This window comes from Empedobacter sp. ULE_I140, assembly GCF_053482575.1.
Window position 1 is genome coordinate 2400042 of sequence record NZ_JBQMTX010000001.1, and the last position, 12874, is coordinate 2412915.

Consider the following 12874-nt stretch of genomic DNA (forward strand, 5'->3'; position numbering starts at 1 on the left):
AAATAAGGTCGAGTAAAACTCGACCTTATTTATTTATTATTTAACTGAACAGATACTTTTCCTTTAAAATCATCTCCTTTAAAATTGATTCTATAACTTTTATAAGATTCTAAATGAATAGATTCTTTTTTATTCATTTTTCCTTTCGAAGCACTACCTATTTGAGTTAATTCTTTTCCTGTATAATCTACAATCGAAAAATCCATTAAACCATTTTTTTGTTTCACTTCATAATCTAATTCAAGTTCTATATCTTGATTTGTTTTCAAGAAATAATAAACTTCTCCTTGCATTTGTGTAAAGTCCAAAACGATTTGATTATTATTTCGTCTAATCACTTTTGTTGCTGAATATGTTGTTCCTTCTGTTTTATAAATTCCATCAATACTCAAATATCTTGACGCATTCGTTGACACATTCGAAACAGTTGAAATTGTAATACAAGATTGCACCAACATCACTGCAAAACACAATAAAATAAATTTTCTCGTAACATCATATCTTTACTATTAAGATGCATGTTTTATAAAAAAGTTACAACAAAGATTTAAATTCTATTCGTTATTTCTCGTACCAAAACACCAACAACTCCTAAAATAACCACCTCATCATTTTCGTGTATTTGAACACAATCTTTGTAATTTAGATTTATCGCAATCAGTTTATTGTTTATTTTATCAAAGCGTTTCAACGTATAATCTTCATTATTAACAGAAACAATAATATCATCGTGATGCAACGGAATAAGATCTGTCCGAATCACCAAAATATCATTTTTTTGATAAACAGGATACATCGAATCTCCACCAACGACAATCAAAAAAGTAGATTCGGGATGCGTTAAATAACGTTCGTCCAAACTTATTCTATCGTCCACAAAATCTTCTGCAGGTGAAGGAAATCCAGCATTTACATGACCAAAATTCGGAATATATTTTTTCTCACCATCTGTATTTATAACAAAAAGGTTGAGTTCTTTGTCTAACATTTTTATCTCTCCATTCATTTTTTCTATCGTTTAATACACCACCAACAAATCTTTCCACTTGGTTGTATAACAAGGTGATAAATTATTTTGACGCATTTTCCACGTTTTATTCAAATCTTGCGAAGCTAATTTTATTTTTGCCGCACCAAATTTTTTGTTCAACAAATCGATGACTTTCATCAAATCTGGGTGATTTGGATTTTCTTCTTCAAAAAGCGATAATTGTTTTTGATCTGACGAAACAATTCCAGACACCACTACTCCAGCCTTTTTGTACTCATAACCATCTTTATAAATTTGCTCAAACGCTTTAATTGCAAATTTGGACAACGTTATACTTGAATTCGATTCGTAAGGTAAATGGACCGAAATTGTACGGTAATATTGTGGTTTATTTCTATCAAAATTATTGGTCTGAATAAAAACTGTAACCAAATTGCAAGAAGAATTCTGTTTCCGAAGTTTCTCTGCACACGAAACCGCAAAAGTAGCAACACGCTCTTTTACATATTCAAAATCGTTGGTATATTCTTCAAAACTACGCGTCGTTGCAATACTTTTCTTTGCCGAAATCGCTTCTAAATCTAACACCGCTTCACCTAACAAATCTTTTTTCAAACGCAAACCTACTATCGAAAATTCTTTCCGAAGAAAATCATCTTTTAATTGTACAAAATCCAACGCTTTATTGACACCGATCATTCTCAAACGTCGCGACATTCGTCGACCAATTCCCCAAACATCTTCAATATTTAACCATTTTAACGCTTTATGGATTTGTTCTTGAGTCTGAATAATATAAACCCCTTGATGAACTTCTGGAAATTTTTTCGCAATATGATTCGCTAATTTCGCCAAGGATTTTGTTGGAGCAATTCCTACACAAACTGGCAATTTTGTAAATTGATATATTTTAGATTTGATTTCTAATCCGTAATTTTTCAAATCAAAACGATCAAATCCATTCAATTTTAAGAAACATTCGTCTATCGAATAAATTTCCTGATCAGGCGAATACAACGATAAAATCGACATTACACGATTGCTCATATCCGCATATAATTGATAATTTGACGAAAAAACTTTGATTTTTTTCTGTTCAAAAATACGTTGAAATTGATGCGCAGGCGCACTCATTGGAATTCCAGCTAACTTTGCTTCGGCAGAACGCGAAATTACACAACCATCATTATTAGACAATACTACAATTGGCTGATGAAGAAGCTTCGGTTGAAAAACACGATGGCAACTGGCGTAAAAATTATTACAATCTATCAATGCGAACATAATACAAAGTTGAGAAGTTAAAACGCCACATTGTGTCATCGAAAATGTTAAATTATTCAAAAATAAAAAACCACTCAAATGAGTGGTTTGTATTCTTATTTAATTTTATATTTTTTATGCAAATCTTTTATTACAACAGCTGGTTCATAAACCGTTTGAAATTTTATCGGTTTACTGTTTTTGAAATATTGTACTTTCAGCCACGTATCATTATTATCTAACTTTGTATAGCTGTTACTTTTTTCCAAAACTTTATCGTTCACCGTACTTAAAATTGCAAAATAATCAAAATTATTACGCTGACCAATTTCTGCTGCTCTCAACAAAGCATAGTCAAACGTTTTGTCTTTTTTATTGTATTCGTTTCCATCAAAACTAACAATATAGGTATCATTGTTCACCTTTTCTTCGGTATAACCGCCTGTACCATTATCTTTTTGGTATGCAACAGCCTTGCTGTTATGACAACTTGCTAAAGCAAAAATGAAAGCTCCAGCACATAAAATTTGAGTTAATTTTTTCATATCATTATAATTGGTTATTGAGCTTTAACAAAAATTGTTCCTTTTAAGATATGTTTTTGATATTTCTAAATATTTTCTTAACAAATTATTTTTGAATAAAATACTTTGTTATAAACATTTCTGATTAACAGTGTGTTTTTTAAACATTTAAAATCAATTTTGGCACAACATATTTAACATTCTATTAACTCATTGATTCTAATAAAAATCATTTAAGTTTTAATGCTTTATCTGATAAACTCACCTATTTTTGTAAATCAATTATAAGTAATGAGTAAATTAGAAAAATATCTATTTTCTACCAGAACCATGACGGTCTTGCTATTCATCTACGCAATCGCCATGGGTTATGCCACTTTCATTGAAAATGACTACGATACGGCTACTGCAAAAGCTGTTATTTACGAGGCAAAGTGGTTTGAGGTATTAATGATTTGGTTGATCGTTTTGTTCTTAATGAATATCAAACGATACCGATTATGGTCAAAGGAAAAATTGCCTTTATTGGTTTTCCACTTAGCATTTTTGTTTATTTTTATTGGAGGAGGAATTACTCGTTACATCAGTTTCGAGGGTGAAATGCCTATTCCAGAAGGAGGAACAAGTAACGAAATTACATCGTACAAATCTTATTTCAAGATGATGGTTGATGATGGTACACAACGTTTGGCGTATGACAATCATCAATACAATATGACGTATTTTGACAGAAAAGATAGTACAAGTTCTTTGTTCCGTAGACACTTTGAAGGTGAATATCAGTTCAAAGATAAAGTCATTAAATTAAAAACTTTTGATTACGTACCTCATGCTTTAGATACGGTTGTAAGAAAAAAAGAAGGAATTAATGTTTTAGAAATCGTGACAGTTGGACAAGCTGGACGTAATTCTGTTTTCATCAGAAATGGTGAAATAAAAAGTGTTAATGGAACTTTAGTTTCGTACAATAGACCGCAAGATGGTGCGGTACAAATTACTGGAGAAGGAGAAAATTTGGTTATCAAATCGCCTTTCGAAGGAGAATATGTACAAATGGCTGGACAACAAGTTGGACAAATTACAGACATGCAAAAATTGCAAGAAGGTGCTGGAAAAGTTGAATTTAATGTTCCTGCTCCATTAAAACTACGTTCGTTATATACAATCAACGGAGCGCAATTTGTAGTTCCAAATCCGGCTTTCAAAGGTGAAGTTTTATATAGACAAGGTTCTAAATTTAAAGCAGAAGAAAAGAATCTACCTGGTGCAATTAGAGCCGAAGTTATTGTTGGTGATAAACGCGATACAGTGACAATTGTTGGTGGAAAGGGTGTCACAAATTATTCTGCTGATGTACAAATTGACGGAATGAATATTTCGTTAGGTTACGGTTCTAAATTAGTAAAAGTTCCATTTAGCATTCGTTTAGATGACTTTATTTTAGATCGTTATCCTGGTTCTACAAATCCTTCTTCTTTCGAATCTAACATTACAGTTATCGACGAGGGAAAAGAAACAAAACATCACATTTATATGAACAATGTAATGGATTATAAAGGTTACCGTTTCTTCCAATCGAGTTATTTTCCAACGGAAGACGGAACTATTTTACAAGTTAACCAAGACTGGTGGGGGACTAACATTACCTATTTAGGATACTTCTTATTATTTGGAGGAATGTTTGTTTCATTATTCTGGAAAGGAACTCGTTTTACGCAATTAAACTCTCTATTAAAAAGTTTACATACCAAAAAAGTAAATATTTTACTTCCATTATTTTTACTTTCTGGATTAGCATTTGCTCAAAATCCAAGTACTACTGATGGAGGAAAAAATGGACATCAAAAAATTCAGACTGATTCGGAAAAAGGGAACGTTCATTCATCAGAGCACATTGGTAGTTTTTCTACAAAAATGGCTGATGGAGATGAATTAGCGAAGAATGTAAAAATTCCTGACGAACACGCTGATAAATTTGGTCATTTACTTACACAAGATATCGAAGGACGTATAAAACCTCTTAATACACAAGCTTTAGAAATCCTTAGAAAAGTTTATAAAAAAGATAAATTCCACGGATTATCTGCCAATAAATGGTTTATTTCTTTGCAATTAGACCCTGCTTATTGGGTAAATGCTCCGATGATTGAAGTTGGAGATAAAGGAGGAGATCGTTTAAAGAAAATTACAAGCGCAAACGAAGATGGTTACACATCTTTAATGAATTTGATCGATCCAAAAACGACTCGTTTTAAATTAGATAAAGCCTATAACGAGGCATTCTCAAGAAAACCTTCAGAGCGTTCTAAATTTGATGAGGAAGTAATTAAGGTTACAGAGCGTTTCAATATTTTAGATCAAACTGCAAAAGGATATCAATTAAAAATAATTCCAGTTCAGAATGATCCTTCAGAGCGTTGGACTTCTTGGATTTATCAAACACAAGAAAATCCTGTAGAAATCGATACAATGGCACTTGGAATGATTAGTGTTTATTTTAACATGGTTTCGAAAGGATTAGAAAATGGTAATTGGACGCCTGCAGATAATGCGGTAGATTATATCGATAAATACCAACAAAAATGGGGTAAAAATGTTGTGCCTTCTCCAACAAAAGTTGAGATAGAAGTGTTATACAACAAATACAACGTTTTCTTTTGGGTGATGATTGCTTATTGTATGGTTGGTGGAGTTTTAATGATTTTATCCTTCATTCAGTTATTTTCAGAAAGCAAAGCACTTCATCGAATTATCAATGTTTGTTTGGGATTAATATTTATTGTCTTTATCGTACAAGCCGCAGGACTTGGTGTTCGTTGGTATTTAACTGGACACGCACCTTGGTCTAATGGTTACGAAGCCATTGTATTTATTTCATGGATTAGTGTTTTAGCTGGATTGTTATTATACAAAAACCGAAACGCATTTATTCCAACAACAGGAGCTATGGTTGCTGTAATTATGATGGGATTTGCACACGGAGGTTCTATGTTAGATCCACAAATTACACCACTTGTTCCTGTACTAAAATCATATTGGTTAATTGTACACGTTGCGATTATCGTTTCATCTTATGGTTTCTTTGGATTAAGTGCTATTTTAGGAGTTTTCTCATTAATTATCATGATGATTAAACCAAATAAAAAGATTGAAATTTCGCTAAAAGAAATGACTTACGTTTCTGAAATGTCATTAACAATTGGTATTTTCTTACTTACCGTTGGTACATTCTTAGGAGGTATGTGGGCAAACGAATCTTGGGGACGTTACTGGTCTTGGGATCCAAAAGAAACTTGGGCTTTCGTTTCTGTAATTGTTTATGCAGTTGTTTTACATATGCGTTTAGTTCCAGGATTGAGAGGGAAATTTGCCTTCAATGTTGCAGCAATGTGGGCTGTTTGGACAGTAATTATGACGTATTTTGGCGTTAACTATTACTTATCTGGATTACACTCATACGCAGCCGGAGATCCAATTCCAATTCCATTCTGGGTTCCTGCAACAGCAGTCGCAATGTTAGTTTTATCTATTGCAGCTTGGTATTTCCAAAACAAAGTTTACCACGTAAAATCAAAAAATTAATTTCTTTAAATATTATAAAATAAAAAAGCTCATCCAAAGATGAGCTTTTTTATTTTAACCTACTTTAACTTACAAATCATAACATTTTTTTTAAATTTGTTTAAAATAGTACGCAATGAAATATTTATTCATCGGATTTTTAGGGCTATTTATAGCTTGTAATGCGCAAGAAACTAAGAAAGTTTCTAAAAAGCAAACCATTCATCAAACAACAAAAACACCTCAAAAAGTGAACAAAATTTACGATTATACATTCAAAGATATCAATGATGACGATTTTAATTTCGCGGATTTGAAAGGAAAGAAAATCTTAATTCTTAACACAGCTTCAAAATGTGGTTACACACCTCAATATGATGCTTTAGAAAAATTGTATCAATAATATAAAGATCAAGGTTTAGTTATTGTTGGATTTCCTTCAGACAATTTTGGAGGTCAGGAATTTGACAACAATGAAGAAATTGCAAGTTTTTGTAAATTAAATTATGGCGTAACTTTTCCTTTGATGTCAAAAAGTGATGTAATTGGAAAAAATCAAAATGAAATTTTCAAATTCTTAACAAAAAAATCATTGAACGGAAAATCTGATAATGATGTAAAATGGAATTTTACGAAATTTTTGATTAACGAAGACGGAACTTTAGAGGCTTCTTATCCATCAAAAGTAACTCCAGATTCAAAAGAAATAATAGATTGGTTAAATAAATAGTAAATGAAGTTAGATATTCTTGCAATTGGAGCTCATCCTGATGACGTAGAATTGGGATGTGGAGGAACACTTGCAAAAGAAATTAAAAACGGTAAAACAGTTGGTATTCTCGATTTAACAAAAGGAGAATTGGGAACTCGTGGTACTGATGAAACGCGCCGTGTAGAAGCAAATGATGCCAAAAACATTTTGGGAGTTGCTGTAAGAGAAAATCTTGGAATTCCTGATGGTTTTTTCTTGAATGATAAAGAAAATCAATTGAAAATTGTCGAAATCATTCGCAAATATCAACCTGATATTATTTTGAGTAATGCACCTCACGATCGCCATCCAGATCATGGAAAAGGTTCAGATTTAGTGAATACTGCTATTTTCTTATCGGGTTTACCAAAAATTGATAATGGATTACCAGCTTGGCGTCCAAAAAAGCACTTCCACTACATTCAATGGTTGCCTTTAGAACCTCATTTTGTAATTGATATTTCTGGTTTTGTTGATACAAAAGTGGAAGCTTGCATGGCGTATAAAACGCAATTTTTTGATCCAAATTCGAGCGAACCTCAAACACCAATTTCATCGAAGAATTTTACAGATTCTATCCGATATCGTGCATATGATTTAGGAAGATTAATCGGAACTGAAGGTGGAGAAGGATTTATTTCGCGAAGTTATATTGGCGTAAATAATTTAGATTCTTTAATTTAGAAATAAAGGTGTAAAAAACCTTTATTTTTTTGTCAAAATTATTTGCAAGTACCGATTAATAGGCTATATTTGCAGTCCAATTGAGAGATTAAATAAAAGTTAATTTCGCAATAAAAATGGTGATTGTAGCTCAGTTGGTTAGAGCGCCGGATTGTGGTTCCGGAGGTCGTGGGTTCGAGACCCATCATTCACCCTAAAACTTTAGAATTAGTTTCAAAAGAAATTCAAACCAAATGGTGATTGTAGCTCAGTTGGTTAGAGCGCCGGATTGTGGTTCCGGAGGTCGTGGGTTCGAGACCCATCATTCACCCTAAAAACTTTAGAATTAGTTTCAAAAAAAATTCAAACCAAATGGTGATTGTAGCTCAGTTGGTTAGAGCGCCGGATTGTGGTTCCGGAGGTCGTGGGTTCGAGACCCATCATTCACCCATATTAAATCTCAATTTCAATAGAAGTTGAGATTTTTTTATTGAATTAATATCAAAACTTGGGAGCAATGCAAAAATTTGTGATAATCTGAATAAGAAAAAAGCTCTATCTCTAACTTCTTACAATTGCATTCTAAAGCTTTTTAATTTTTGGATTAGGAGTCAGGATTCTTGGTTATTTTAAATTATATTTTTATGGATAAAAAAAATAAGAATGATTTTTAGTTTGATTCTTCGTTGTAAATTTACCAAAACATTCAAAATGAAAAAATCATCAATATTCTTAGGAATGATTGCTTTTGCTGGAGTTTTAAGCTCTTGTTCAACTCAAAAAACAGCAGCAGAATCAACTCAAACCTCAATAGAAATGACAAAAGATTACGCTTTTCAATATTATGCTCAAGTTCCATTAACAACAGATATTTCGCATTTAACAAAAAACGAAAAAGAGATTTTACGTTTGATGTTCAAAACGGCAGATATTATGGACGATTTATTTTGGCAACAAGCTTATGGTGCTAAAATAGATTTGATGGACGAAACGAAAGGTGAAGCCAAAGAATATGCAAAAATAAACTACGGTCCTTGGGATAGATTGAATAACGAAACGCCTTTTATAAACGGTATTGGAGCAAAACCTGCTGGTGCAACTTTCTATCCAATTGATATGACGAAAGAGGAATTTGAACAAGCAAATATCAAAGATGGTAAATCTCCTTACTCAATTATTCGTCGTAATCGTGAAGGAAAATTATATTCGATTCCATACCACGAAAATTTCAAAAATCAATTATCGAAAGCCGCTGAATATTTAACAAAAGCATCAGAATTAGCAGAAGATGCTGGGCTTAAAAAATATTTAAAATTACGTGCTGCAGCTTTGATAAGCGATGATTTTTATGCAAGTGATTTGGCTTGGATGGATATGAAAAATGCAAATATTGATATGGTGGTTGGTCCGATTGAAAATTACGAAGATCAATTGTTTGGATATAAAACTTCATATTCTGCATATATTTTAGTAAAAGATATTGAATGGTCGAAAAAATTGGCAAAATTCGTTCAATATTTACCAGAATTACAGAAGAATTTACCTGTTTCTGCAAATTACAAAAAAGAAATTCCTGGAACTGATTCGGATCTTAATGCGTATGATGTGGTGTATTATGCGGGAGATTGTAACGCTGCTGGAAAAACAATTGCGATTAATTTACCAAATGATGAAAAAGTTCAACTAGAAAAAGGAACGCGCCGTTTGCAATTAAAAAATGCTATGAAAGCGAAATTTGATAAAATTCTTGCCCCAATTGCAACTGCTTTGATTGATGAAAGCCAACAGAAAAACATCAAATTTGATGCATTCTTTTCTAATGTGATGTTTCACGAAGTGGCGCATGGTTTAGGAATCAAAAATACAGTAAATGAAAAAGGTTCTGTCCGCGATGCTTTAAAAGAAGCTAATTCAGCTTTAGAAGAAGGAAAAGCTGATATTCTTGGTTTGTATATGGTGAATCAATTGTTGAAAAAAGGTGAATTGACAGGAACACAAGAAGATTATTTTGTGACTTTCTTGGCTGGAATCTTACGTTCAGTTCGTTTTGGAGCAAGTTCTGCACACGGACAAGCAAACATGATTGCGTTTAACTATTTTGCTGAAAATGGAGCTTTCGAAAAAACTACAAATGGACGTTACAGAGTAAATGTAGCTAAAATGGAAAAAGCAATGAATGGTTTATCAGAATTAATTTTGACACTTCAAGGAAATGGAGATTATGATGGTGTAAAAAAATTATATGCTGATAAAGGAATTATTCACGACGATTTACAAAAAGATTTAGATGTCTTGAAAACAAAAAACATTCCAGTTGATGTTGTTTTTGAACAAGGTCCAAAAATGTTGGGATTGTAAAAATAGATTCAATAAAAAAGCTTTCTCAAAATTGAGAAAGCTTTTTTGTTATTCATATAATTTCGTAGCAAAATCCTTCATCGGATTTCTAACTTTTTTCATTGGCGCTAGCCAATCTTCACTGTCTCTGTATCCCAAAGGAAGCATTAAAACGCTTCGCATTCCTTTTTCTTTCAAATCAAGCAAATCATCCAATTCAGCATTATCAAAACCTTCCATTGGCGTACTATCAATTTTCAATTCTGCTGCTTGAGCAAGAGCAAAACCTAATCCAATGTATGCTTGACGAGCTGTATGTGCAAAATTTTCTTCAGAAGTTTGAGGCAAATAAATTCCTTTCAATTTATCTGTATACGAACCAAAACGACCTCTTGGCAAATCTCTCTCATCCGTTGTATAATCGTAAATTGCATCAATACGATCTTCTGTATAACGATCCCAAGCTACAAAAACCAATAAATGCGAACAATCTACAATCGCTTGCTGATCATAGGCAATTGGAACAATTTTTTGTTGCAATTCTTTATTTTTAATAACTAAAATTCTGAACTGTTGCAAACCTGATGAAGTTGGTGCTAAACGAGCTGCTTCAACAATTTTTTTAACGTCTTCTTCTTCAACAATTAAAGACGGATCATATTTTTTTGTAGCGTAACGCCATTTCAAATCATCTATTAAAGACATAATTACTTATTTAAAATCTTTCTAAAAATACATCAAAAAAGTAATCGATCGACCAAAAAATATGCTAAAATTTATGTTATTTATCTTGTTTCCATTCCAAAAAATAACTTCCAGTTGCATTCGTAGAATTCCAACGAACTTGATAATCACCTTTTGCTAAATCAACTGTAAAATTTTCTTCTTTCGAATTTGTAAGTTGACGATTAAACACTACTTCATTATTTTGATCTACAATTTCAAAAATCATTTCGCCTTCTAATTTAATATTCGAATGAAAATTAGCAGTTAAACTTTTCGAAACATTTAGCTTGATATAACTCGTTCCAGAAGCATCTTCAAACTTCGCTTTTGTCCAATTATCACCATTCGAATTCGACCATTTCGAATCCCCCACTCCTTTGTCAAAAAAAGTTCCTTGCGATTTGATATTTGGATTATCCACTTTTCTATAAAAATTATTCGAATCAACATCTGCATTAACTTTTACTGTAATACATGATTGTAACGAAATCATTGCGATAATAAGTGCTATTTTTTTCATATTAGTTTCTCTTTTACTAAATAGATGCAGCATTTTGAAAAAAGTTACAGCAAACAAATATTTTTAAATCATTTTTGATATGCGTAACTTTCGCAAAATATTCTGATGAACGATACTACAGCTCAATTTTTGCAAGAAAACTTTACTCAAAAAGCAATTGAAAGTTTAACTCAACTTTCAGGAGGAGGTTCAGCTCGAGTATATTCGAGATTTTTTGATCAAAATCAGTCGTATATTTTGGCTGAAAGCTCTAATATTGAAGAAAATAAAGTATTTATTCAGTTCTCTTTAGATTTAAAAAAAGTCATCAATAATATTCCAGAAATTGTTTCAGTTTCAGAAGATTTTGCAACCTATGTTCAAACAGATTTAGGAGACGAAACACTGATGAATATTGTCTTGAATGATTTCGAAAAAGCAAAACCTTATTATTTTAAGACATTAGAAAAATTAGCAATTGCTCAAATTCAAGGTGCAACTAAAATCGATTTTAATCATACTTTTTCGTATCCAAAATTAGATAAAACATTAATTTTAAGAGATTTATTTCAGTTTAATTTTTACTTTTTAGATGTCTTAGGAATTGATTACAATGCAGGAAAATTAATCAAAGATTTTGATCGTTTTGCGTCTCAATTTGATAAACTTTCGCCACAAGGTTTTGTGTTCAGAGATTTCCAAACGCGCAACATTATGATTCATCAAAACGAACCTTATTTTATCGATTATCAAGGCGGTTTATATGGACCTGTTGTCTATGATTTGGTTTCGTTAATTTGGCAAGCAAAAGCCAATTTACCATTTGAATTTAAAAAAGAATTATACGAATTTTATTACCAAGAATTAACCAAACAAATTCCAACTTTAGTTCCAATAGATTTTCGTCAATCGTACGAATATTGTGTAGTTGCTCGACTTTTACAAGTTTTAGGAACCTATGGTTTGAGAGGAATTATTGAACGTAAAAAACACTTTTTAGAAAGTATTTCATTTGGGCTTAAAAACTTAGAATCAATAATCGATTATCCTATATTACAAAATTATCCAGAATTAAAACATATTATAAAAATCCTTGTTCTTCCAGAAACGTTAGAACGCATAAATCATAAAATAAATGGCTAAATTAAACATCAACGTTCGTAGTTTTTCGTATAAAAAAGGAATTCCAACCGATCCAACTGGAAATGGTGGTGGTTTCGTTTTTGATTGTCGTGGAATTCTAAATCCAGGTCGAATTCAGGCATATAAAACACAAACAGGGCGCGACGAAGAGGTTAAAAAATACTTGAAAACAGAAACTAAAATTGCAGTTTTTTTAGAAGGTGTTTTTCAAATTATTGACATTTCGATCGAAGATTATTTGCAACGAGGTTTCGAGAATTTAGAAATTAATTTTGGTTGCACAGGCGGACAACATCGATCAGTTTATTCTGCTGATGCGACTGCAAAACATATTCAAGAGAAATTTCCAGAAGCGCAAGTTACGTTACATCATATTGTGCAAGAAGAAAAAAATTGGATAAACGAGGCGTATTAAT

Annotated in this window: 11 protein-coding genes, 3 tRNA genes and 1 pseudogene; 9 read left to right on the top strand and 6 right to left on the bottom strand. The window is 32.0% G+C overall.

Annotated elements, in window-relative coordinates:
• Positions 1 to 29 precede the first annotated feature (29 nt).
• From ACTS9J_RS11435 to ACTS9J_RS11450, 4 genes are all read right to left on the bottom strand, one after another.
• Positions 30 to 458 carry a hypothetical protein gene (locus tag ACTS9J_RS11435; RefSeq protein ID WP_448353259.1) on the bottom strand — a complete coding sequence of 143 codons (429 nt, stop codon included), beginning with the start codon at positions 456 to 458 and terminating at the stop codon, positions 30 to 32.
• Between the two features lie 89 nt (positions 459 to 547).
• Positions 548 to 1006: a LexA family protein gene (locus ACTS9J_RS11440; protein ID WP_115001214.1), complete on the bottom strand. Its 459-nt coding sequence runs from the start codon at positions 1004 to 1006 to the stop codon at positions 548 to 550.
• Between the two features lie 12 nt (positions 1007 to 1018).
• Positions 1019 to 2353, bottom strand: a complete 1335-nt coding sequence (locus ACTS9J_RS11445; RefSeq protein ID WP_448353260.1) for a Y-family DNA polymerase — start codon at positions 2351 to 2353, stop codon at positions 1019 to 1021.
• 17 nt (positions 2354 to 2370) lie between these two features.
• Positions 2371 to 2799, bottom strand: coding sequence for a CC0125/CC1285 family lipoprotein (locus ACTS9J_RS11450; protein ID WP_180906237.1), 429 nt, complete (start codon positions 2797 to 2799; stop codon positions 2371 to 2373).
• 270 nt (positions 2800 to 3069) lie between these two features.
• On the opposite strand from ACTS9J_RS11450, the gene ccsA reads away from it, so the two are divergent.
• The 7 genes and pseudogenes from ccsA to ACTS9J_RS11485 all read left to right on the top strand — a co-directional run bounded on the left by ccsA (position 3070) and on the right by ACTS9J_RS11485 (position 10111).
• Positions 3070 to 6360, top strand: coding sequence for a cytochrome c biogenesis protein (gene ccsA / locus ACTS9J_RS11455; RefSeq protein ID WP_125349100.1), 3291 nt, complete (start codon positions 3070 to 3072; stop codon positions 6358 to 6360).
• A gap of 115 nt (positions 6361 to 6475) precedes the next feature.
• A pseudogene (locus ACTS9J_RS11460) lies at positions 6476 to 7069 on the top strand (glutathione peroxidase).
• Between the two features lie 3 nt (positions 7070 to 7072).
• Entirely contained in the window at positions 7073 to 7774 is a 702-nt protein-coding gene (bshB1, locus tag ACTS9J_RS11465) for a bacillithiol biosynthesis deacetylase BshB1 (RefSeq protein WP_125349099.1), read from the top strand.
• Between the two features lie 118 nt (positions 7775 to 7892).
• A tRNA-His gene (locus tag ACTS9J_RS11470) sits at positions 7893 to 7968 on the top strand.
• Positions 7969 to 8009: 41 nt separating this feature from the next.
• A tRNA-His gene (locus tag ACTS9J_RS11475) sits at positions 8010 to 8085 on the top strand.
• A gap of 42 nt (positions 8086 to 8127) precedes the next feature.
• Positions 8128 to 8203 (top strand) — tRNA-His (locus tag ACTS9J_RS11480).
• A gap of 261 nt (positions 8204 to 8464) precedes the next feature.
• Positions 8465 to 10111 (top strand): dipeptidyl-peptidase 3 family protein, encoded by a 1647-nt coding sequence (locus ACTS9J_RS11485; RefSeq protein WP_125349098.1) that lies wholly within the window; start codon positions 8465 to 8467, stop codon positions 10109 to 10111.
• A gap of 48 nt (positions 10112 to 10159) precedes the next feature.
• On the opposite strand, the gene ACTS9J_RS11490 is transcribed toward ACTS9J_RS11485, so the two are convergent.
• Both ACTS9J_RS11490 and ACTS9J_RS11495 read right to left on the bottom strand, forming a co-directional pair.
• On the bottom strand, positions 10160 to 10795 hold the full coding sequence (locus ACTS9J_RS11490; RefSeq protein ID WP_114999737.1) for an NAD(P)H-dependent oxidoreductase: 636 nt from the start codon (positions 10793 to 10795) through the stop codon (positions 10160 to 10162).
• A gap of 76 nt (positions 10796 to 10871) precedes the next feature.
• The gene (locus ACTS9J_RS11495) at positions 10872 to 11336 is read right to left on the bottom strand and encodes a hypothetical protein (protein ID WP_147279970.1); all 465 of its coding nucleotides are present in this window, start codon (positions 11334 to 11336) and stop codon (positions 10872 to 10874) included.
• 105 nt (positions 11337 to 11441) lie between these two features.
• Between ACTS9J_RS11495 and ACTS9J_RS11500 the strand changes: the two genes are divergently transcribed.
• Positions 11442 to 12458 (top strand): aminoglycoside phosphotransferase family protein, encoded by a 1017-nt coding sequence (locus ACTS9J_RS11500; RefSeq protein WP_219034690.1) that lies wholly within the window; start codon positions 11442 to 11444, stop codon positions 12456 to 12458.
• On the top strand, positions 12451 to 12873 hold the full coding sequence (locus tag ACTS9J_RS11505) for a RapZ C-terminal domain-containing protein (protein WP_219034689.1): 423 nt from the start codon (positions 12451 to 12453) through the stop codon (positions 12871 to 12873). Before ACTS9J_RS11500 ends, ACTS9J_RS11505 begins: the two co-directional genes overlap by 8 nt.
• The last annotated feature ends 1 nt before the right edge of the window (position 12874 follow it).